This window comes from Ensifer canadensis, assembly GCF_017488845.2.
Lineage (GTDB): Bacteria > Pseudomonadota > Alphaproteobacteria > Rhizobiales > Rhizobiaceae > Ensifer > Ensifer canadensis.
This window is the reverse complement of sequence record NZ_CP083371.1, coordinates 1,253,579-1,275,343: the sequence shown is the minus strand read 5'-3', so window position 1 is coordinate 1,275,343 and position 21,765 is coordinate 1,253,579. Positions and strand designations below refer to the sequence as shown.

Here is a 21,765-nt window from a genome sequence, read left to right as displayed (position 1 = left end):
ATGCCCCCGGCCACGACATGTCAGTTCTTGGCCGAGCGAGCGGCGGCGAGGAAAGCCAGCTTGGCCGGCAGTTCCAGATGCTTCGACAGGGCAACGCGCTCGGGCGTGTAATGATGTTCGACGTCGAGGCAGTTGACGGTTCCGAGCAGTTCGCCACCGACAACGACGGGGATGTTGGCGACCGATCCGCAGCCGAGTGCCCAGATCGTTTCGTGGTCGCCGAATACCTTGGAGATGTCGACAATCGTATTGGCGACGAAGGTCTGATGCGCCTTGTGCACGATGTCGAACCAGCTGTCGTAGCGGATCGGCTTGGTGCCGGAGGTCGGGTATTCCTCCGGATGCGAGGTATAGGCGCGACGGGCGACTTCGTTGACCATGTCGACGGTCATGATCGTGAAGAGCTTGGCGCCGATCACCTGGCGGCAAAGCGTCTGAAGCGCGCCCCATACGGCGTCCGCGTCGATGTCCTTGGCAATCGCCGCGTCGAATTCAGCCAACGCGGCAGCGATCTGTTCACTGTTCATCATAAGTCCTTGGAATGTTGATTAGTTCGCGTGCGCTGCGCTGATGTGCATCAGTTCGCGCGAATAGGGGTCCTTGAGGTCGCCACGCTTGAGGTCGGCGACATCGGCCACTTCGACGATGCGGCCCTGCCGCATCACTGCCAGCCGGTCGCAAAGGAAGGAAACGACTGGAAGGTTGTGGGTGACCATGAGGAAAGTCAGGTTCTGTTCCTGCCGCAAACGCTTGAGCAGGTTCAGGATTTCCGCCTGTACCGACACGTCGAGTGCCGAGGTAGGCTCGTCGAGCAACAGCACCTTCGGCTTCAGCATCAGTGCACGCGCAATGGCGACGCGCTGGCGCTGGCCGCCGGAGAGCTGGTGCGGAAAGCGGAAGCGGAATTTCCGGTCGAGGCCGACGGAGGACATCACTTCTTCAATACGCGCGCTGCGATTTCCGATGCCGTGAATGGTCAACGCTTCGCCGAGCGTGGCATCGACGGTCTTGCGCGGATGCAGCGAACCGTAGGGATCCTGAAACACCATCTGGCACTGACGGGAGAAGGCCCGGTCGATACCGTGGCTGCGCGGCTTGCCGAAGACGTTGATCTCTCCGGTCCACTCGGGAGCAAGGCCGGCGATTGCCTTCAGCACCGTCGACTTGCCCGAGCCGCTCTCGCCGACGAGCGCAAAGCTTTCGCCATCGGCAATCTCGAGATTGACGTCGTGCGTGATGTGCGCGTCGCCGTAGAAGATGTCGAGGTTCTTGAGGGAAAGCGCCGTCATTTCTTTGCCCATGCGCTGCGGTCGAGCACGGGAAGCTCGGTCCGGGTTTCGTCGAGACGCGGGATCGAAGCGATCAGACCACGGGTATAGGGGTGTTTGGCATTCATCAATTCGCCCGCCTTGCACTCTTCCACGACCTCGCCGGTGTTCATCACCAGGATCCGGTCGCAGTAGCTCGAAACAAGGTTGAGGTCGTGGCTGATGAAGATCAGGCCCATGCCCTTGCGCTTGACCAGTTCGTCGATGATGTCGAGGACCTGTGCCTGCACCGAGACGTCGAGCGCCGAAGTCGGTTCGTCGGCGATCAGGAGGTCGGGTTCCGGGATCAGCATCATTGCGATCATGACGCGCTGGCCCATGCCGCCGGAAACTTCGTGCGGGTAAAGTTTCGCAACGCGCTCCGGGTCGGCGATCCGGACCGATTCCAGCATGGTCAGAACGCGGTTGTTCACTTCGCGGCGCGGCATACGCTGATGCGTCAGCAAGGCCTCGGCGATCTGTTCGCCGATCGTCATCACCGGGTTCAGCGAGAACTTCGGGTCCTGCATCACCATCGAGATGCGGGCGCCGCGGATCGGGCGCATCTGCCGTTCGGAGCGTGTCAGCAGGTCGATGCCGTCGAAGGTCAGCTTGTCTGCCGTTACCCGGCCCGGTGCGCGCACCAGTTTCAGGATCGAGCGGCCGGTCATCGACTTTCCCGAACCGCTCTCGCCGACGATCCCAAGGCGTTCGCGGCCGAGCGTGAAGGAGAGGCCACGGACGACCTCAAGGTCGCCGCGCGGCGTCGGGAAGGTGACGCGCAGGTTTTCGATTTCGAGAAGCGGGTTCATCAGCGTTGCTCCCCGCTCTTCGGATCGAGCACATCGCGCAGACCGTCTCCAAGGAAGCAGAAGCCGAGGCTGACGAGGATGATGGCAAAGCCTGGCATGGTTGCCACCCACCACTGGTCGAGAATGAAGGAACGGCCGCGCGAGATCATCGCACCCCATTCGGGAAGCGGCGGCTGGGCGCCCAGCCCGATAAAGCCGAGGCCGGCTGCCGTCAGGATGATGCCGGCCATGTCCAGCGTGACGCGCACGATCATCGAAGAGGTGCAGAGCGGCAGGACGTGACCGAGATTGACCCGGAGGCTCGACGCACCGAGCAGCCGCACGGCCGAGATGAATTCCGAGTTCTTGAAGGTCATCGTCTCGGCACGGGCGACACGGGCGTAACCCGGCCAGGAGGTGATGGCGATGGCGATGATCGCATTTTCGATGCCGGGACCAAGCGCCGCGACAAAGGCAAGCGCCAGGATCAGCTTGGGCAGCGACAGGAAAATGTCGGTGATGCCCATGAGGATGCGATCGACCCAGCCGCCGAAATAGCCGGCGGCAACACCGATCACCAGGCCGGCGGGCGCTGCGAGCACCGCCACCAGCGTCACAATCGCCAGCGTGATGCGTGCACCGTAGACGACGCGCGACCAGATATCGCGGCCGAGTTCGTCGGTTCCCATCCAATGCTCGGCACTTGGCGGCAGCAGGCGCTCGCCGAGTGCCTGGCGAAGCGGATCATGCGTCGCGATCCAGGGTGCGAACAGTGCGGTCAACACGAGCACCAGGATGATGATCGCGCCGACCACGGCGAGCGGATTGTGCATCAGCGCGCCGAAAATCCGGTAGAACCTGCCAAGGCGCGCTTGCATCGGCGAGGCGGGGCTGTCGTCGATCAGCCAGTCGCGAAGTGTTGTCATGTCCGCTTCTCCCTAGCGCGCACGCGGATCGAGCACGCGATAGAGCACGTCCGATATCTTGTTGATGCCGATGAAGACCGCGCCGATCACCAGGGTCGAGCCGAGGACGGCCGCCATGTCGGCGTTGAGCAGGGCGACGGTCAGGTAGTTGCCGATGCCGGGCCACGAAAAGATCGTCTCGATCATCACGGAGCCTTCGAGCAGGCCGGCATAGGAAAGCCCTATGACGGTGATCAGCGGCACGCGGATCGGGCGGAAGGCATGGCGCCAGATCACGAGCCGTTCCGGAACGCCCTTGACCCGCGCCGTCGTCACATATTCCTGGCTCAACTGATCGAGCATGAAGGACCGTGTCATGCGGGCGATATAGGCAAGCGAGAAGAAGCCGAGGCAGGACGCCGGCAGGATGAGATGCCAGACCGCGTTGCGGAAGATCTCCCAGTCGCCGGCGATGATGCTGTCGACGAGGATAAGGCCGGTGATCGGGGTGACGACGCCGTCGTAGAAGATATCGACCCGACCAGGGCCGCCGACCCATTTCAGCTTCGCGTAGAAGACGGCGAGCCCGACGAGGCCGAGCCAGAAGGCCGGCACCGAATAACCGAGCAGGCCGACGACGCGGATGCCCTGATCGAGCCAGGAGCCGCGGCGGCTTGCGGCGACGACGCCGAGCGGCACGCCGATCAGTACGCCGAGGATGATGCCGAGCGTCGCCATCTCCAGCGTCGCCGGGAAGACCCGGGCGAGATCCTCGATCACCGGCTTGCCGGTTGATACTGCCGTGCCGAAGTTGCCGGTGACCACATCGCCGACATAGCTGACGAACTGGGCGGCCAGCGGTCGATCGAGACCCATTTCCTCGCGGACGCGCTCATAGACGGCGACGGGGGCACGGTCGCCGACGACGGCGAGCACTGGGTCGATCGGCACGATGCGGCCGATGAAGAAGGTGATTGCGAGCAGCCCGATGAAGGTCACGCCAAGCGTGACGAGAAAGCCAAGCAGCGAAAAAAGGCGCCGTCTGCCCGGGCTTTGTGCCCCGGCGCGGCGCGTCGGCGCGGGCGCTGTAGTCGTGTTGTTGTTTGCCACGTGGCGATTCCATCCCTCGTTCGCTTGCGGTCGCGGCTGTCGATAGCGCAAGAATTCGCTTGGAGTATATAAATAAGTTTGCTTAAATCAAAAAAATTTTACTGGTGAGGAGAATCCATTGTGACCGTGCCATCTGAGGATGCAGAGACCGCATCCGCCAGGGCCGCGACTGCGGGCCAGCCGCGGATCGGCGCGCTGTTGCGTGCGCGCCGGCGGCAGATGCATATGACGCTGCAGGCGCTGAGCGATGCTGCGGGGGTATCGGTTGGCTATCTCAGCCAGATCGAGCGCGATCTCGCCATGCCTTCCCTCGGCACGCTTGCGCAGATCGCCCAGGGGCTGAACGCCGAGCTCAACCACTTCATCCTGGCACCGGCGATCGATACCGGTCTGTCACGCGCCAGCGAGCGCATGGTCTTTTCCGTCGGCGGCTCGCCGGTGTCCTATGAGCGGATCGGTGCGGACTTTGCCGGGAACCAGCTATCCAGCTTCGTCATCACCATCCCCGCCGGACACCGCTCGGAGGTGTTCAGCCATGAGGGCGAGGAACTGGTGTACGTCCTGCAGGGCGAAATCCTGTTCGGTCTCGATGACGACGAGACCACAATTACCCCCGGCGACGGCCTGCATTTTCGGGGTATCCAGCCACACTACTGGTGGAACAAGACGGATCGGCCCGTCCGGCTGATCTGGACCGGCACCCTGCCTCTGTTCCGATCCCGTACACCCTTGCCCAACGAGACCGGTATGCCTCAGGCAACCCCCAAGCCGGCGACGACAACAAAAACCAAACCTCATCGAAAATAGGAGAGCGATGATGAGAATGTTCAAGGCCGCGGTTTTCGCGGCATCCCTTATGCTGAGCGTGGCTCCGGCAGCTTTGGCGGAGACCCCGGCCGAAGTGCTGGTGGTTGCCCAGAACATCGACGATATCGTCAGCATCGATCCGGCCGAAGCCTACGAGTTTTCGTCCGGCGAATATGTGACGCAGACCTATGACCGTTTGGTGCAATATGATGCGCCCGACGTCCTGAAGCTTTCGCCTGGTCTTGCCAGCGAATGGACCGCCGACGATGCGGCAAAGACGATCACCTTCACCCTGCGAGATGGCGTCACCTTCTCCTCCGGCAACCCGCTGCGTGGCGAAGATGTTGTCTACTCCTTCAAGCGCGTCGTCGCGCTCAACAAGGCGCCTGCCTTCATCCTGACGCAGCTCGGCTGGACACCTGAAAATATCGACAAGATGGTGACTGCCGACGGCAACAAGGTCACGATCAAGTATGAAGGCGACTTCTCGTCGGCGTTCGTACTCAACGTTCTGGCGGCACGTCCGGCCTCGGTCGTCGACGCGGAAGCCGTCAAGGCGAACGAAGCCGACGGCGACTACGGCAATGCCTGGCTCAAGGCGAACTCGGCCGGTTCCGGCCCGTTCGTGCTCAAGGCTTTCCGCGCCGGGGAACTTCTGAACCTGCAGAGCAACCCGAACTATTTCGGCGGCGCTCCGGCCATCAAGGGCGTGATCATCCGTCACGTTGCGGAAGCCGCAACCCAGCAGCTGATGCTTGAAACCGGCGACGTCGACATGGCGAAGAACCTGACGCCCGACCAGGTCGCAAGCCTTGGGGCCAAGAGCGGCATGAAGGTCGAATCCTACCCACAGGCGGCCGTCCACTTCCTGTCGTTCAACCAGAAGGCCGCAGCCCTGCAGCCGCCAGCCGTCTGGGAAGCAGCCCGTTATCTCGTCGACTACAAGGGCATGACTGACAGCTTCCTGAAGGGCCAGATGGAGGTCCACCAGGCCTTCTGGCCGAAGGGCTTCCCGGGCTCGCTCGACGAAACGCCTTATACCTACGATGTCGAAAAGGCGAAGAAGATCCTTGCCGATGCCGGCATCCAGACGCCGATCAAGGTGACGCTCGATGTTATCAACTCGACGCCGTTCACCGACATGGCACAGTCGCTGCAGGCTTCCTTCGCCGAAGCCGGCATCAACTTCGACATCATCCCGGGAACCGGCAGCCAGGTCATCACCAAATACCGTGCCCGTACGCATGAGGCCATGCTGCTCTATTGGGGCCCTGATTTCATGGACCCGCACTCGAACGCAAAGGCCTTCGCCTATAACGAAGACAATGCGGACGACAAGTATCAGTCGACGACCACATGGCGTAACGGCTGGGCAGTCCCGGCAGAGCTCAACGAAGCGACGAAAGCTGCGTTGAAGGAAGCCGATCCGGCCAAGCGTTCGGCGCTCTATGTCGACCTGCAGCGCAAGGTGCAGGAAACGTCACCGATCGTGATCATGTTCCAGGCCGCAACTCAGGTTGCGATGAAGGACAAGGTCGAAGGTTACGTCAACGGCGCTACCTCCGACTTCGTCTTCTACCGCCTCGTCAAAAAGAACTGATTCCTGTGCGCGCTCACTTGCACCTGCAACTGAGCGCGGACATATCAGAGCCGCGGGCCACTTGTGACCCGCGGCACCACGGCCGAATCGGGACTTCTGCGTAGTGGCTGAACCCGATTCTGCGAACATTGGAGAAGGCGAGTAAAATGGCAGACGTGAAGGTAAGGACGCGAGAAACAGGCGCCACGGCAGTGGTGGGCAGGACCGGCTTTCCGCACGTGACTTCGGTTACCGGCGGCGAACTGGATATCGTGACGGGCCCGTCGCAGCCGGGCTACGGACCGCTTGACCTGCTCTATGCTTCGCTCGCCAGCTGCCTGGTATTGAGCGCCCGCATTGCCGCCAGCCGTTTTGGCGTCCTCGACCGGTTGACCGAAGTCAGCGCCAGGGTGACGGGCGAGAAGGCCCATGACGAACCGTCACGGATCGGGAAATTCGAGATCGTCTTCGACATCAAAGGCGATTTTGACGACGCGACCCGGCATGCCATTGCCGAGGCTGCCGAAAATGAAATCTGCACCGTCAGCAACACCTTGCGCGGCAACCCGGAATTTGTGACCCGATACGCAGATTGACCCTCTTTGTATGAGTGGCCCGACCGTCTCGGGCCACGGCCCGCTCAATCCATGAACGGCGCCAATTCCCTATCGAATTCGACTTCGACCACGTTGTTGAACAGCGCGGTTGCGACCATGATCCCCGCAAATGCCACGAGGTTGACGAGCGCCGCATTGTCATAGCGCGCTTTCAACCCGTCCCAGATCTCTGCCGGCACCGCATTCGAATTGGCGACGATCGCCCGGCCGAAATCGATCAGCCGCTGTTCGTCCTCGGTCGGCACGAGGGAATGGAAGTCGGCGCCGGAATTGGCGAAGGCGCGGCGGAAAAAGCCCATCGCGATCGGCGATTTCATCGCCTCGGAGATTGCATGCGAGAGCAGCCAGATCGCCCGGTCGTCGAGAACAGGCCGCAACTCCTCCCGCAGCGTGAACCACTCGGCATAGATCCGGTGCGCCGTCGGCGAATGCAAGAGGGTACGCTTCATATTGGTCATGCGGCCACGGACTTGGACCTCCTCGTCGTGGGCGGCACGGATAGCGTCGGAAGCGGTGTCGTAATCGATCTGGGGAATGTGGCTCACGGTCATGCCTGTATTGGTGATGGCGGGGGGACGCGCAGATGTCAGATGGTGCTGAGAAGTATGCTCGTCTCGCTGTTGAGCACGCCTTCGACGTCGCGGACCTCGCGCAGGATGCGGTCGAAGTCGCTGAGGCTGTTGGCGCGAATTTCGGCCACCATGTCCCAGGCGCCATTGGTGGTGTGGAGAGCATAGAGTTCGGGCAGGCCGCGAAGGAATTTGATCACCTTTGTGGTCGTGCGCCCGCTGACCTCGATCATCATGATTGCCCGAATGGCGCGCTGGTCATAGTCCTGGCGGACGCGCAATGTGAAGCCCAGCACCGCCCCGGTTTCCAGCAGCCGGTCGATGCGCGTCTGTACGGTTGCACGCGATATGCCGAGAACCGAGGCGACCTTGGAGTAGGGCGCGCGGCCGTCTTCTCGCAGAAGCGAGATAAGCTGGTGATCGAGGTCATCGAAGATATGCATAAAAATCTTATAGATGAGTTGTACAATTTGCGCAATCTTTTGCAAGATGTTGCGCAAGTTTAAAATTTCAACTCGCTTCTTGCGTGCCTACGCTGACCTCATCGAATTTCCCGATGGAGATGAAATCGTGGTTCAGTATGTCGGTGTCGGCAACGTAATCGAGCTGGTCAAATCGATCGGCATTGAAACGTTCCTGTTGGGTCTTGCGGAATATATCGAAGACGATTTCCGCAGGTGGAACGCTTTTGAGAAAACCCCGCGGCTGGCGAGCCATTCGAAGACGGGGGTCATCGAATTGATGCCGACGTCCGACGGCGAGCATTACGGCTTCAAATACGTCAACGGCCACCCGAAGAATCCGAATGTTGGCTTGCAGACTGTGACGGCCTTCGGTGTTCTCTCGGACGTCAGCACTGGTTATCCCTGCCTCGTCTCCGAGATGACGATCATGACGGGTCTGCGCACGGCGGCGACCTCTGCATTGGCCGCAAAGTACCTGGCTCGCCCCGATGCCCGCTCGATGGCGATCATCGGGCTTGGCGCGCAGTCGGAATTCCAGGCGCTCGCCTTCCGGGCCCTGCTCGGGATCAAGCGCCTGCAGGTGTTCGATATCGACATCGAAGCGGCGGACAAGTTCCTGAAGAACCTCGCCGACATGGATTTCGATATCGTTGTCGCCAAGACCGCAGAAGAGGCCGTTGCTGGCGCCGACATCATCACGACGGTGACGGCCGACAAGCGCAACGCGACGATCCTCTCCGACAATATGGTCGGCGCCGGCGTGCACATCAACGCCGTAGGGGGCGACTGCCCCGGCAAGACCGAACTGCAGGGCGATATCCTGCGTCGTGCCGATGTCTTCGTCGAATATCCGGAGCAGACGCGGATCGAAGGAGAAATCCAGCAGATGGCGCCGGACTTCCCGGTGATCGAACTCTGGCGCGTGATTGCCGGCGAGGCTGAAGGCCGCCGGTTGGGCTCGCAGATCACCATCTTTGATTCCGTCGGCTTTGCCACGGAAGACTTTTCGGCGCTGCGCTTCCTTCGTGACAGGATCCAGGGCACGGCCTTCTACACCGAGCTCGACCTGACGACGCAGCCGGAGCATCCGCGTGATCTCTACGGACTGTTCAAGCAGCCGGCGGCCGCTGTCATTGCCGAGCGGAGCGTTGCCTGAGATGAAGAGACTGTCCGTACAGGCGCCGAAGGGTGTCGTGATGATCCGTCCGCACCATTTCGGCCCGAACCCGATGACGGCCAAGGACAATGCCTTCCAGTCGACTGACGAGGCGCGCAAGCCCTCGGCGATCGCAACTGCCGCTTTTGATGAAGTGACGCGCATGGCTGATGGCCTGTCGGCCGCCGGCGTCGCCGTCCACCTGTTCGAAGACGAGACGATGACCCGTCCGGACTCGGTGTTCCCGAACAACTGGTTCTCCACCCATTCGGGCGGACATGTGGCCATCTATCCGATGTATTCGGAAAGCCGTCAGAGCGAACGCCGCGCCGACATCATCGAGATGCTCAAGAACGAGTATCGCGTCCAGGACGTGATCGACTACTCAGGCCTCGAAAAGGACGGCGTCTATCTTGAAGGCACCGGCGCCATGGTGCTCGACCATATCGGTCGCGTGGCCTATGCGGCCCGGTCGAACCGCACCAACGAGGTGGCGCTGGAGCGCTTCTGCACCCACTTCAACTTCGAGCCGATGGTGTTTGGTGCGGTCGACCGCAACGGCAACTCGATCTACCATACCAATGTGCTGATGTGCATCGGTACGGATTTCGCGCTGATCGGCACCAGCATGATCCCCGACGCGGCAAGGCGACAGGAAATTTGCGCGCGGCTGGAGGAAACGGGCCGGCAGGTCATCGATCTCACGATCGATCAGATCGAGAATTTTGCCGGCAACGCGATCGAACTCGACGGCGCCGATGGCCGTGTCGTCGTGATGTCGGCGCGTGCGCTTGCGTCGCTTCGGCCGGACCAGGTCAAGGCGATCGAGGTTTCGGCGCGCGTGCTCGCCTTCGACGTGCCGACCATCGAGCTTGCCGGCGGCTCCGTGCGCTGCATGCTCGCCGGCGTGCATTTGTCACGCAGAGAACCCGCCGGTACGCAAAAGCTTTACGCCGCCACATCCGATCGATAGAAGCACCTCATCCAAGCCAAAGGTACTACAAATGTCGCAAGCACGCCCCGTCTACAATTTCAACAACATCATCGTCCGCACGCCCTCGACCACCGTCGTCAACGGCCTGCGTGCCGATGACCGTGGCAATCCGACCTATGAGGGCGTGAAGGCCGAGCACGATACCTACATCGCTGCGATGAAGGATGCGGGCGTCAAGGTCACCGTGCTTCCGGCGCTCGAAGCCTTCCCGGATTCGATCTTCGTCGAAGATCCGGCGCTGGTGTTCACCGAAGGCGCGATCCTCCTGCGTCCGGGTGCTGCCACCCGCGTCAAGGAAACCATCGAGATCGAGCCGACGCTTCGCGCGATGTTCGAGACGGTTCTCGATCTGCCGGGCACCGGCCTTGCCGATGGCGGCGACGTGCTGACGACCCGCGAAAGCGTGATGATCGGTCTTTCCGCCCGCACCGACAAGGTCGGCGCCGAAGCGCTGCAGGCGTGCCTCGACAAGCTCGGCCGCAAGAGCGAGATCGTCACCACACCGGAAGGCGTATTGCACTTCAAGACCGATTGCTCGCTGCTCGATGAGGAAACCGTGCTCTCGACCGCTCGTCTTGCCAAGTCCGGCGTGTTCGACCGCTTCAAGCAGGTCATTATTCCCGAAGGCGAAGAGCCGGCGGCCAATGCGCTGCGCGTCAACGACGTCGTCATGGTTGGCTCCGACTTCCCGCGCACGATCGAGATGCTCGACAAGCTCGGCTACAAGGTCGTGCCGATGAAGACGACTGAAATCGGCAAGATCGACGCCGGCCTGTCCTGCATGTCGCTGCGCTGGTTCAGCAACACGCTCTGATCCAGACATAATATTCGCGGAGGAAACATCATGAGAACTTTCAAGTCGGCCCTGTTCGCGGGGATCGCCCTCACCATGGCGGCAAGCGCTGCTTTCGCTGAGGACACGCTGCGTCTGGGCATGACGCCCGAGCCCTACATGCCGTTCACGCAGGTCAACGCCGGCGGCGAATGGGAAGGCCTTGAAGCCGACCTGTCGCGTGCCCTCTGCGAAAAGATGGCCGTGAAGTGCGACATCAACCAGATGGCGTGGGATGGCCTCATCCCGTCGCTGAAGGAAAACAAGGTCGATTTCATCATCGGTGCGTTCTCGATCACCGATGAGCGCCGCAAGGTCGTCGACTTCTCGACGCCTTACTACACCGAAGGCACGTCCTTCGTCGGCGCCAAGTCCGACACCAGCGAGATCAAGACGACCGACGCCGCCGACGGCGGTGGCCAGATCATCGATCCGGCCAGCGTCGAGGGCAAGATCATCGGCGTTCAGACGTCGAGCGTGCAATCGGCCTACGTCGCCAAGTATCTGCCGGGCGCCGAGGCCAAGAGCTACGATACCGCCGACAACTCCGTCGCCGATCTCGTCGCCGGCCGCGTCGACTACGTTCTGATCCCGGACCTCTACATCCAGACGTTCCTGAAGTCGCCTGACGGCGCCGACTACGAAATCAAGGTCGAGGTTCCCAAGAACGCCGTACTCGGCGAAGGTGTTGCCTATGCGGTGCGCAAGGGCGACGCTGCGAACCTCGAGAAGGTCAATGCCGGCCTCGCCGCTCTCGAAAAGGATGGGCAGATCAAGACGCTCGTCGACAAGTGGATCTTCGGCAAGAAGTGATAACGGACGTTTTCGAGGGCGACGGGCCGAGGCCCTTCGCCCTCGATCGCCAAACGGACCGCAGCGTCCGGGGCATCATCGCAGCCTTTGGCTGACGACACCAATCGGGAACAGGTAGCGACGGATGGAGTATTACTGGCAATTGCTTGCCTGGGGCGGCGAGGGCTGGGGCGATGATTTCGCCTGGGGCCTGGTGATGACGCTGCAGGTATCCGTGGTCGCCTATGCAGTCGCGGTCGTCTTCGGGCTGCTGGGCGCTGCCGGCAAGCTGTCGAAGCACCGCTTGCCACGTCTTCTGGCCGATATCTACACGACCGTCGTGCGTTCGCTTCCCGAACTCCTGGTTATCCTGCTTCTGTATTTCTCGGTGGCGAGCGGCGCTGAGCGGCTGCTGAAGCATTTTGGTCTCGTCGCCGAGACGTTTCAGTTCAGCTCGTTCTGGGCGGCAATCATCGCGCTTGCCTTCGTCTCCGGCGCGTTCATGACAGAAGTGCTGCGTTCGGCCTTCCTCGCCGTTCCGCCCGGGCAGATCGAGGCTGCGGTTTCGATCGGCATGCGGCCACGCAAGGTCTTCACCCGTATCGTGCTGCCGCAGATGATGCGCCACGCCGTGCCCGGCATGGGCAATCTCTGGCTTTCCATCACCAAGGAAAGCGCCATCATCAGCGTGCTCGGCTCGTTCAGCGAGTTGCTCTATACCGGCTACCGCGCTGCCGCGGGCACCAAGCAATACATTTTCTTCTACGGGTTGACGGCCGTCCTGTTCCTGCTGATTACGCTTGTCTCAGCCTTGGTGATCGCGCAGATCGAACGCCGCCTTAACCGGGGGCACAATTGATGGAAACGATCTCCAACGTTGTCGGCTTCTTGCCGGCGCTCATCAAGGCGACCCCGCTGACGCTGCTGTTGACCGCCGTTGCCGGCGTCTTCGGTCTGGTCATAGGCACGTTTGTCGCGCTCGCCCGGCTTTCGACCCGACGCATCCTATCGATGCCGGCCTATGTCTTCACCTTCGCGTTTCGCGGTACGCCGCTACTCGTGCAGATTTATCTCATCTATTACGGCCTCGGGCAGGTCCTGCCGGGAACCTGGGTTCGCCACAGCTTCCTGTGGCCGTATCTTCGCGACGGCCTGTGGTACGCGATCTTCGCGCTCAGCCTCAACCAGGCGGCCTACAATGCCGAAGTCATCCGCGGCGCGATCAAGGCGATCCCGCGTGGGCAGATCGAGGCCGCAAAATCGATCGGCATGCGATCGTCGATGATACTCAGGCGGATCACGCTGCCGCAGGCGCTGCGATCCTGCTTGCCGGTTCTGACGGGCGATCTGATCATCCTTTTGAAGACGACCTCGCTCGCCTCGACGATCACCATTCTCGAGGTGATGGGCACCGCGCGCATGCTGCAGCGTCAGTCGCTGTTGATCTTCGAGCCGTTGATCGCGGCCGGCATCATCTATTTCACCGTCGTCTTCATTCTGACGCGAGTGATGAACGTCGTCGAAAAGCGGCTGACCCGCTACCGCACGGCGAAGGCATAGGTACACGGCGCGCAGAGGCGCCACGGGAGGAACGATGATGGTCGCAACCGCACTGTCAGTGAAGAACATCCACAAGAGCTTCGGCTCGGTCGAGGTACTCAAGGGTGTTTCGTTCGAAGCGAAATCCGGCGACGTCATTTCGCTGATCGGCAGCAGCGGCTCTGGCAAAAGCACGCTGCTGCGCTGCATCAACTATCTCGAGACGCCCGACGAGGGCGAAATCTCGGTATCGGGCGAAGTGATCAGGACGTTGAAGGGCAAGGACGGCAAGCTCGTTGCCGCCGACAAGCGCCAGCTCGAGCATATCCGCACCCGCCTCGGCATGGTGTTCCAGAGCTTCAATCTCTGGTCCCACAAGACCATCCTCGAAAACATCATCGAGGGGCCGATGCATGTGCTTGGCATGACGCGCAAGGACGCCGTCGGCGAGGCCGAGGTGCTGATGGAGAAGGTCGGCATCACGCCGAAGCGCGACCACTATCCCAACCAGCTTTCGGGCGGCCAGCAGCAACGCGCAGCGATCGCGCGGGCTTTGGCGATGAAACCCGATGTGATGCTCTTCGACGAGCCGACATCGGCGCTGGACCCGGAACTCGTCAACGAGGTGCTGCTGGTCATCAAGAAACTGGCGGAGGAGGGGCGCACCATGGTGATGGTGACGCATGAAATGTCGCTGGCGCGCGACATCTCCAGCGAAGTCATCTTCCTTCACAAGGGGCTCGTTGAAGAACGCGGCGCCCCGTCGCAGGTCATGCGTGACCCGAAGTCGGCGCGCCTGCGCCAGTTCCTGCAGATGGCTTGAGGAGAACACCATGCGCGACGTGATCCTGTCGAAATTCCTGCCTGAACTCGTCAATATCCGCCACAAGCTGCACGAGATGCCGGAGATCGGCCTGTCTGAAGTGAAGACCTCGGAATTCGTCGCCGGCCTGCTGCAGTCCTGGGGCTTCGAGGTGACGCGCGGGCTTGCAACGACCGGCATCGTCGCGACACTGAAGCGCGGCAACAGCAACCGGTCGATCGGCTTTCGTGCCGACATGGATGCGCTGCCGATGCAGGAAGAAACAGGACTCGCCTATCAGAGCCAGCATCCCGGCGCGATGCATGCCTGCGGCCATGACGGTCACACGAGCATGCTGCTGGGCGCCGCCTGGGCGCTGTCGCAGGATGCGAGTTTCAACGGAACCGTGCATCTGATCTTCCAGCCCGCCGAGGAGAATTTCGGCGGCGGCAAGCTGATGATCGAGGACGGCCTGTTCAAGCGCTTTCCCTGCGAGCGCGTCTTTGCGCTTCACAACTGGCCAGGTCTGCCGGCCGGTACCTTCTCGACGCGCGCCGGTGCCATGGCCGCCTCGATCGATGTGCTGACGCTGACGATCAGGGGCAAAGGCGGCCATGGGGCGCAGCCGGAACTGACGGTCGATCCGGTGGTCGTCGGCTCAAGCGTCGTCATGGCGCTGCAGACGCTCGTGTCGCGCAACGTCTCGCCGCATCAGCCCTCGGTCGTGACCGTCGGTTCGTTCCAATCGGGCTCGGCGTCCAACATCATTCCCGACACCGCAGTGCTGGAGATCAGCATGCGGGCAACCGATCCTGCCGTGCGAAAGCAGTTGCAGGAGCGCGTCGAGCAGATTGCGCGTTTCCAGGCGCAGAGCTTCAATGCCGATGTTACTTTCGGCTGGCAGGTCGGTTATCCCGCGACCATCAACGACGCGGAGGCGGTCGCAGAGGCGCGCGCCGTGATCAGCGAGAAATTCGGTGAAGGCGCGTTCGTCGAACTCGCCCAGCCGTTGATGGGCAGCGAGGACTTTTCCTTCCTGCTCGAAGAGGTTCCCGGCGCCTACGTGCTGATTGGCAATGGTGAGAGCAGCGGGCTCCACACCACGCGCTACGACTTCAACGACGAAATCCTCGAACGTGGCGCGATGTATTTCTACCATCTCGCACGCTCTGCGCTGGTCTGAACCAACACCTGACGGTCGGCTTGCCGACCGTCAGTTTGCCGGCGCGAGATCCCCGAAGACCGTCGGGATAAGCTCCGAAACCGTCGGGTGAATGTGCACCGCATGGGTGATCGTGGTGTAGGGCTTCTTGGCGTACATGACGTCGAGAATGCTCTGAACCGCTTCGTCGCCGCCGGTGCCCAGGATCGATGCGCCGAGGATCTCCTTGCTGTCGGCGTCGACGACAACCTTCATGAATCCCTCGGTCTCGCCTTTTTCGACCGCCCGGCCGACCCGGGTCATCGGCCTCCTACCGACGGCAATCTTGCGGCCGGTCTTGCGCGCCTCGGTCTCGCTCATGCCGGCGCGCCCGAGCGGCGGGTCGATATAGAGCGCATAGGTGGAGATGCGGTCGCTGACGCGCCGCTGCTCGCCGTCGAGCAGGTTGGCGGCGACGATCTCGAAGTCGTTATAGGCAGTGTGGGTGAAGGCGCCGCGGCCGTTGCAATCTCCCATGGCGAAGATGTGCGGCACGTTGGTCCGCAAGGCGTCATCGACCTCAATATAGCCGTGCGCGTCGGTCTTTACGCCCGCCCTGTCGAGCCCGAGATCGTCGGTGTTCGGCCGGCGGCCCGTCGCAAGCAGCAGATGTGAGCCGGTGACCTCCGGCGCGCCCGAGGTGCAATCGACGCCGGCGACGACATCGTCGCCTCGCCTGGCGAAACGAATGCATTCGGCGTTGAGCCGAAACCGGATGCCCTCCTTCTCCAGGATCGCAAGGACCGCATCTGAGACATCTGGGTCTTCGCGGGCAATCAGCTTCGGGCCCTTCTCGATCACCGTTACCTCGGAGCCAAAGCGGCGGAACATCTGGGCGAATTCAAGGCCGATATAACTGCCGCCGACGATGATCAGATGCCTTGGAAGAACATCCTGGTCCATCATCGACACATTGGTGAGAAAAGGCACGTCGTCGACACCGGGAAAATCCGGTACTGCCGCCCGACCGCCGGTGTTCAGGAAAATCTGGTCGGCAGTGAGGATTTCTTCGCCCACCCGGATCGTGTGCGGGTCCTCAAATTGGGCATGACCTTCGATGACGGTGCAGTTTTCCATCCCCTTGAGCCAGTTTTCAACGCCCGTGCGGGCGTCGGTCCTCACCTTGTCCTTGCGCGCCATGACGCGCTTGAAATCGACCGAAACCGGGCCGGTTGTCACGCCGAAATCGGCACCGCGACGCGCCATGTGCACGGCGTAGGCGCTGGCGACCATCGCCTTGGTCGGCATGCAGCCGGTGTTGACGCAGGTGCCGCCGAAGAGCTTGCGCTCGATAAGCGCCACGGCCTTGCCGGCCGCGGCCAGACGACCGGCCAATGATGGTCCCGCCTGGCCTGCGCCGATGATGATGGCGTCGAAATGTTTTGTCATAGGACCGAGGACACCACCCAGAGCGCGAGCAGCACTGCAACGACGTCTTCCAGCAGGGCAATCGGCAGGTCCTTACCGCCGGTGGCTGCGACCAGGCGTTTGCGCGCCTCATAGCCACCAAGCGTGCCGATCACGGCGCCGATGACGCCGGCAATCAGGCCGCCGACCAACGAACCGCCGGCAGTGCCCAGCACCGCACCGCAGAATCCGCCGCTGACGATGCGTGCGCCGAACTGTTGCGGCACCTTGCGGCTCGGTGTGCTCGGCAACTGGTCGGTGACGAATTCAACGAGCGCGAGGAGCCCGAAAATGTAAGGCGTAAAGCGGAAGCCCATGAAGGCTGCCCAGGTGCCGGAAAGCGGCAACCAGCCGGCGGCCGCACCAATGCTGACGGCGGCAGGTGCAGTCATGACGCGAAGGCCGGCGACCACGCCGATGAGAAGCGCGAGAAGATAGATTGACATCAATTCCCCGAACGTTCGCCGGGCGAACCCGCGCCGCCAGCCCCCAAGCGGTTCGGATCGAGCGGCATCGCAACCAAGAGTGAAAGCGGATGTTTCCGGCGGGCCTCAATCAGAGTGACCGACAACGCTGTTGATTGCAACGTCCAATCCTACGCTGCCCCATGCGGTAGTTGATGCTTTCGATCGCGTTACTTGATGTTGGAATTTTTCGCGCGCCGCACTTCCTGCGTGCAGCTCTATTTTTCGTCGAAGACTGACATATATGGAATGGCTTGCCCGGACGACGCGAATATTCCGTGATCAAACTGCGGGACTGAATTTCGAGGGAGATCTCCATGCGCCTGACCAAACTGCTTATCGGGACAGCCTTTGCCTTGACACTCACTGCAGCCGCCGCCAACGCCGACGTCGTGGTGTCCTCCAAGATCGATACAGAAGGCGGTGTGCTCGGCAACATCATCCTTGCTGTGTTGAATGCCAATAATATCAAAACTGTAGACCGCGTACAGCTCGGTGCTACACCGGTGGTGCGCAAGGCGATCACCGCCGGCGAGATCGACATCTACCCGGAGTACACCGGCAATGCCGCCTTCTTCTTCGAGAAGGCCGATGACCCGGTCTGGAAGGACGCGGCGAAGGCCTACGAGTCCGCCAAGAAGCTCGACTACGACGCCAACAAGATTGTCTGGCTGACGCCATCGCCGGCCAACAACACCTGGGCAATCGGGCTGCGCAAGGACGTCGCTGAAGCCAACAAGCTGGCGACGTTGTCCGATTTCGGCAAGTATGTTGCCGGCGGCGGAAACATCGTGCTCGCCGCATCGTCCGAATTCGTCAACTCGGCAGCAGCGCTTCCCGCATTCCAGACGACCTACGCCTTCACGTTGAAGCCGGAGCAGCTGATCACGCTTTCGGGTGGCGATACGGCAGCGACAATCGCTGCGGCTGCTAACCAGACGAATGGTGCCAATGCCGCGATGGTCTACGGCACCGATGGCGGCATCGCCCCCTCCGGCCTCGTGGTGTTGGAAGACGACAAGGCAGTCCAGCCGATCTACCAGCCGGCTCCGATCATTCGCGAGGCAGTGCTGAAGGAAAATCCTCAGATCGAGTCCCTGCTGAAGCCGGTCTTCGAGAAACTCGATCTGGTGACACTGCAGGAGTTGAATGGCCGCGTCCAAGTCGGTGGTGAACCGGCCAAGACGGTTGCCGAAGACTTCCTGAAGAAGAACGGCTTTCTGAAATAGGTTGACGCAAATGCGCGACGCTGGTCGGATGCACGCATCCGACCAGCGTTTTGTTTTCTAGGCGTAGAACGACCAAGGTCCGTCGAGCGGAAGCCGGGCGAGAAAAAGGGATCTGATGCAGCTCCGCGTGGACAAGCTTGGCGTGATCATTGCCGTGCTTACCGCCTACGGCGCCTTGCTGGCGCCCTTTGCGACTTTTCGTGCCAACCGCATCGTCGCCGGCGAGGCGAGATCGCTCGGCGAGGCGTTGCCTCCGGCGTGGGCTGCCATCATCCTTATCCTCGTGATCGCCACGGCGGTTGTCGCCCTCCTGAAAACGCCAAGCCCGCTACGCCTTGCCATCGCCTTTTCGACGATCGCGGCATTGGCGCTCGGTATCGGTGCTGCAGCCGGCCACCTGACGCCGCCTGAAAATACCTACGCCCGCGTTTCGCCAGCATCAGGGTTCTGGATTCTTTTGTTTGCGCTCGGTCTTCTAGCGGCCGACGCATTGACCCGGATGCGTCCATCCCCGCTGGTGCGAGTGCTGTTCCTTGCCGCCGTCCTTGGTTTTATTGCCGCGCTCCTGTGGTCCGGCACCTGGGACGGTCTGTCGCTTCTGAAAGAATATGCCAGCCGCGCCGACACCTTCTGGGCCGAGGCAGGCAAGCATGTGATGCTCGCCTTGGGTTCGCTTGCCGCCGCCACCATTGTCGGCATTCCGCTCGGCGTTCTCTGCCATCGTGTCACGCGCCTGCGCGATGGCCTTTTGGGTGTCCTGAATGCGATCCAGACGATCCCGTCGATTGCACTTTTCGGCATTCTGATAGCGCCGCTTGGCTGGATTGCGATCCATGTTCCGGGTGCTGCCGCCATCGGCATCCGTGGGATCGGGGCGGCACCGGCATTCGTTGCCCTTTTCCTCTATTCGCTGCTGCCTGTCGTCGCCAATACAGTGGTGGGGCTTGCCGGCGTGCCGCGAGAAGCCAACGACGCGGCACGCGGCATCGGCATGACCGACTTCCAACGCCTTGCCGGTATCGAGTTTCCGCTGGCTTTTCCGGTCGTTCTCACCGGCATTCGCATCGTGCTCGTTCAGAACATCGGGTTGGCGACGATCGCGGCGCTGATCGGCGGCGGCGGTTTCGGCGTCTTCGTCTTCCAGGGGGTGGGGCAGACGGCGATGGATCTGGTGCTGCTCGGGGCAGTGCCGACCGTTATCCTTGCCTTCACGGCCGCAATCGTCCTCGACGCCGTGATCGAGGCGGCTACTCCGAACCGCAACCAGGTGCAAAGCGCATGATCGAGATCGAAGGCATTACCAAGCGCTATGGCGAAACCACTGTCGTCAGGGATGTCCGCCTGACGATCGCGCCGCGCACGGTTACCGTTATCGTCGGCACGTCCGGTTCCGGCAAGACGACGCTGCTTAGGATGATCAATCGTCTGGTCGAACCGACATCGGGCACGATCAGGCTCGATGGCGAGGATAACCGCTCGTTGCCGGGCTACGAGCTGCGTCGCCGGATCGGCTATGCGATCCAGGGGCACGGGTTGTTTCCACATCGCACGGTCGCTCAGAACATCGCCAGCGTGCCGACGCTGCTCGGCTGGGATCGCGCCCGCATAGACGCGAAGGTCGCCGAGCTGCTGACGCTTTTTCAGCTCGACCCCGCGGCGTTCGGCCCGCGCTATCCGCACGAACTCTCCGGCGGCCAGCAGCAGCGCGTCGGCGTTGCCCGCGCGCTTGCGGCAGAGCCGAAGGTGCTGCTGATGGACGAGCCCTTCGGCGCGCTCGACCCGATCATTCGCGCCAAGGCCCAGGACGACCTGCTGGCGATCCAGAAACATTTCGAAACGACTGTTGTCCTCGTCACGCACGACATGGAGGAGGCTTTCCATCTGGCCGACCGGATTGCGGTCATGGACAAGGGCGAGGTGGTGCAATACGCAACGCCGGCCGAAATGCTCGTCAAACCGGCGACCGCTTTCGTCGAGAGCCTGATCGGGGCCGGTGAGCGCCCGTTTCGCCTGCTGGCGATCGAGCCGGTGTCATCAGCCGTTGAACCGGGTACCGCTGAGGGAGAGGCGATCTCAAGCGCTGCCAGTCAACGCGAGGCCCTGTCGACGCTTCTCTGGTCCGGCCGCAAGGCTCTTCCCGTCGTCGGCCCCGATGGTGTCCTCATCGGCAAGGTCAGTCTTGAAAGCTTGGCGCAGCGTGCCGCGGGGCCATCGTGATGCTGCGTCTTCCCAACCTGTTCCGGCTGCTTGCTCTAGCCCTTCTGATCGCGTTTCTGGTCCAGCCGCAGTGGTTCGAGCCGCTGTTGCGACCGCTTGTGCAGGAGAATGCGCCGGCCATCTATAACCAGGGCAGCCTGCTGCAACTGACGTTTCTGCATCTGCGCACTGTCGCGATTGCAACGGCTGGCGCGACGGTGGTCGCGCTGGCTCTGGCGATCCTGGTGACACGCACTTCCGGAGCAGAATTCCTGCCGCTTTCGCGCAGCCTTGTGAACATCGGCCAGACGTTTCCGCCGGTTGCGGTGCTGGCGCTCGCCGTGCCGATCTTCGGCTTCGGCGAGAAGCCGACGCTGATTGCGCTCTTCCTCTACGGCCTGCTGCCGATCTTCGAGAATGCTCTGACTGGGCTTACGACCTTGCCGCCTTCGATCATGGAGGCGGCGCGGGGCACCGGCATGACCGGGCGCCAGCGGCTGATGAAAATCGAACTGCCGCTGGCGATGCCGGTCATCCTCGCCGGCATCCGGCTCTCCGTGGTGATCAGTCTGGCGACGGCGACGATCGGCTCGACGGTCGCGGCAAGGACGCTCGGCGAGGTGATCATCGCCGGCCTCCAGTCGAACAATCTCGCCTTCGTCGTACAAGGCGGCCTCATCGTCGCGGTGCTCGCGGTGTTGATCCACGACGCCTTGCAGGCAGCCGAACGAAGCATCAGTTCTCGAATGGGACGGTAGTTTCGTCAACAATTCGTTCTGGCGCGATGGAGATGCACTGCGCGGCGAGCCCCATTGGTCTGGACCGCTTTCCCTCTGTTGTGGCGTGAAGGGGTTGCCTCTCTTATTGGTTGTAGAGGCTATTCCCGCATTTCCGGTATTTTCCGGGTTTATGAAAATGAATTTCACAATTTTACAAAATACGCGGATTTAGGTTGACGACCTGAAAAAACTGTCCCAGTCTGCGAAAATAAATTACGCCATAAG

At 61.8% G+C, this 21,765-nt stretch carries 24 protein-coding genes; 15 read left to right on the top strand and 9 right to left on the bottom strand.

Annotated elements, in window-relative coordinates; all coding sequences use genetic code 11:
- Positions 1-20: 20 nt before the first annotated feature.
- The 5 genes from J3R84_RS25670 to J3R84_RS25650 are packed head-to-tail and all read right to left on the bottom strand — an operon-like array spanning position 21 to position 4,113.
- Complete coding sequence (locus J3R84_RS25670) at positions 21-527, bottom strand: GAF domain-containing protein (RefSeq protein ID WP_025428628.1); 507 nt, start codon at positions 525-527, stop codon at positions 21-23.
- Between the two features lie 21 nt (positions 528-548).
- Entirely contained in the window at positions 549-1,289 is a 741-nt protein-coding gene (locus J3R84_RS25665) for an ABC transporter ATP-binding protein (RefSeq protein WP_025428629.1), read from the bottom strand.
- Positions 1,286-2,119, bottom strand: a complete 834-nt coding sequence (locus J3R84_RS25660) for an ABC transporter ATP-binding protein (RefSeq protein ID WP_025428630.1) — start codon at positions 2,117-2,119, stop codon at positions 1,286-1,288. The genes J3R84_RS25665 and J3R84_RS25660 overlap by 4 nt, the downstream gene beginning before the upstream one ends.
- The gene (locus J3R84_RS25655) at positions 2,119-3,024 is read right to left on the bottom strand and encodes an ABC transporter permease (RefSeq protein WP_025428631.1); all 906 of its coding nucleotides are present in this window, start codon (positions 3,022-3,024) and stop codon (positions 2,119-2,121) included. Before J3R84_RS25655 ends, J3R84_RS25660 begins: the two co-directional genes overlap by 1 nt.
- Positions 3,025-3,036: 12 nt before the next feature.
- A complete protein-coding gene (locus J3R84_RS25650; RefSeq protein WP_025428632.1) occupies positions 3,037-4,113 on the bottom strand; it encodes an ABC transporter permease in 1,077 nt (358 codons plus the stop codon).
- 120 nt (positions 4,114-4,233) lie between these two features.
- Between J3R84_RS25650 and J3R84_RS25645 the strand changes: the two genes are divergently transcribed.
- The 3 genes from J3R84_RS25645 to J3R84_RS25635 all read left to right on the top strand — a co-directional run bounded on the left by J3R84_RS25645 (position 4,234) and on the right by J3R84_RS25635 (position 7,095).
- On the top strand, positions 4,234-4,920 hold the full coding sequence (locus J3R84_RS25645; protein ID WP_225968514.1) for a helix-turn-helix domain-containing protein: 687 nt from the start codon (positions 4,234-4,236) through the stop codon (positions 4,918-4,920).
- Between the two features lie 10 nt (positions 4,921-4,930).
- Complete coding sequence (locus tag J3R84_RS25640; protein ID WP_057218105.1) at positions 4,931-6,520, top strand: ABC transporter substrate-binding protein; 1,590 nt, start codon at positions 4,931-4,933, stop codon at positions 6,518-6,520.
- Between the two features lie 146 nt (positions 6,521-6,666).
- Entirely contained in the window at positions 6,667-7,095 is a 429-nt protein-coding gene (locus tag J3R84_RS25635) for an OsmC family protein (protein ID WP_025428635.1), read from the top strand.
- A 44-nt stretch (positions 7,096-7,139) separates the two neighbouring features.
- On the opposite strand, the gene J3R84_RS25630 is transcribed toward J3R84_RS25635, so the two are convergent.
- Positions 7,140-7,661 carry a hypothetical protein gene (locus J3R84_RS25630; RefSeq protein WP_038578194.1) on the bottom strand — a complete coding sequence of 174 codons (522 nt, stop codon included), beginning with the start codon at positions 7,659-7,661 and terminating at the stop codon, positions 7,140-7,142.
- A 41-nt stretch (positions 7,662-7,702) separates the two neighbouring features.
- On the bottom strand, positions 7,703-8,128 hold the full coding sequence (locus J3R84_RS25625) for an Lrp/AsnC family transcriptional regulator (protein ID WP_025428636.1): 426 nt from the start codon (positions 8,126-8,128) through the stop codon (positions 7,703-7,705).
- 127 nt (positions 8,129-8,255) lie between these two features.
- Here J3R84_RS25625 and ocd point away from each other — a divergent pair, with 127 nt between their 5' ends.
- The 8 genes from ocd to J3R84_RS25585 all read left to right on the top strand — a co-directional run bounded on the left by ocd (position 8,256) and on the right by J3R84_RS25585 (position 15,447).
- Complete coding sequence (gene ocd / locus J3R84_RS25620) at positions 8,256-9,305, top strand: ornithine cyclodeaminase (RefSeq protein ID WP_373688522.1); 1,050 nt, start codon at positions 8,256-8,258, stop codon at positions 9,303-9,305.
- A gap of 1 nt (position 9,306) precedes the next feature.
- A complete protein-coding gene (gene ctlX / locus J3R84_RS25615; RefSeq protein ID WP_025428638.1) occupies positions 9,307-10,278 on the top strand; it encodes a citrulline utilization hydrolase CtlX in 972 nt (323 codons plus the stop codon).
- Positions 10,279-10,309: 31 nt separating this feature from the next.
- Entirely contained in the window at positions 10,310-11,113 is an 804-nt protein-coding gene (locus J3R84_RS25610) for a dimethylarginine dimethylaminohydrolase family protein (RefSeq protein WP_025428639.1), read from the top strand.
- Positions 11,114-11,143: 30 nt separating this feature from the next.
- Positions 11,144-11,944 (top strand): transporter substrate-binding domain-containing protein, encoded by an 801-nt coding sequence (locus J3R84_RS25605; protein WP_113567447.1) that lies wholly within the window; start codon positions 11,144-11,146, stop codon positions 11,942-11,944.
- 124 nt (positions 11,945-12,068) lie between these two features.
- Positions 12,069-12,782, top strand: coding sequence for an ABC transporter permease (locus J3R84_RS25600; protein ID WP_025428641.1), 714 nt, complete (start codon positions 12,069-12,071; stop codon positions 12,780-12,782).
- Positions 12,782-13,483, top strand: coding sequence for an ABC transporter permease (locus J3R84_RS25595; RefSeq protein WP_025428642.1), 702 nt, complete (start codon positions 12,782-12,784; stop codon positions 13,481-13,483). The genes J3R84_RS25600 and J3R84_RS25595 overlap by 1 nt, the downstream gene beginning before the upstream one ends.
- Before the next feature lie 37 nt (positions 13,484-13,520).
- Positions 13,521-14,285, top strand: coding sequence for an ABC transporter ATP-binding protein (locus tag J3R84_RS25590; RefSeq protein ID WP_025428643.1), 765 nt, complete (start codon positions 13,521-13,523; stop codon positions 14,283-14,285).
- Between the two features lie 10 nt (positions 14,286-14,295).
- Positions 14,296-15,447 (top strand): M20 aminoacylase family protein, encoded by a 1,152-nt coding sequence (locus J3R84_RS25585; protein ID WP_107027223.1) that lies wholly within the window; start codon positions 14,296-14,298, stop codon positions 15,445-15,447.
- A 30-nt stretch (positions 15,448-15,477) separates the two neighbouring features.
- On the opposite strand, the gene J3R84_RS25580 is transcribed toward J3R84_RS25585, so the two are convergent.
- Positions 15,478-16,854 (bottom strand): FAD-containing oxidoreductase, encoded by a 1,377-nt coding sequence (locus J3R84_RS25580; RefSeq protein WP_113567445.1) that lies wholly within the window; start codon positions 16,852-16,854, stop codon positions 15,478-15,480.
- Positions 16,851-17,318 carry a membrane protein gene (locus J3R84_RS25575; protein WP_025428646.1) on the bottom strand — a complete coding sequence of 156 codons (468 nt, stop codon included), beginning with the start codon at positions 17,316-17,318 and terminating at the stop codon, positions 16,851-16,853. The genes J3R84_RS25580 and J3R84_RS25575 overlap by 4 nt, the downstream gene beginning before the upstream one ends.
- Positions 17,319-17,653: 335 nt before the next feature.
- Between J3R84_RS25575 and osmF the strand changes: the two genes are divergently transcribed.
- The 4 genes from osmF (at position 17,654) to J3R84_RS25555 (ending at position 21,519) form a co-directional block, all read left to right on the top strand.
- Positions 17,654-18,565 (top strand): glycine betaine ABC transporter substrate-binding protein OsmF, encoded by a 912-nt coding sequence (gene osmF / locus J3R84_RS25570; protein WP_025428647.1) that lies wholly within the window; start codon positions 17,654-17,656, stop codon positions 18,563-18,565.
- 115 nt (positions 18,566-18,680) lie between these two features.
- Complete coding sequence (locus tag J3R84_RS25565; protein ID WP_025428648.1) at positions 18,681-19,847, top strand: ABC transporter permease; 1,167 nt, start codon at positions 18,681-18,683, stop codon at positions 19,845-19,847.
- Complete coding sequence (locus J3R84_RS25560) at positions 19,844-20,782, top strand: ABC transporter ATP-binding protein (protein WP_203528082.1); 939 nt, start codon at positions 19,844-19,846, stop codon at positions 20,780-20,782. The genes J3R84_RS25565 and J3R84_RS25560 overlap by 4 nt, the downstream gene beginning before the upstream one ends.
- Positions 20,782-21,519: an ABC transporter permease gene (locus tag J3R84_RS25555; protein WP_025428650.1), complete on the top strand. Its 738-nt coding sequence runs from the start codon at positions 20,782-20,784 to the stop codon at positions 21,517-21,519. Before J3R84_RS25560 ends, J3R84_RS25555 begins: the two co-directional genes overlap by 1 nt.
- The last annotated feature ends 246 nt before the right edge of the window (positions 21,520-21,765 follow it).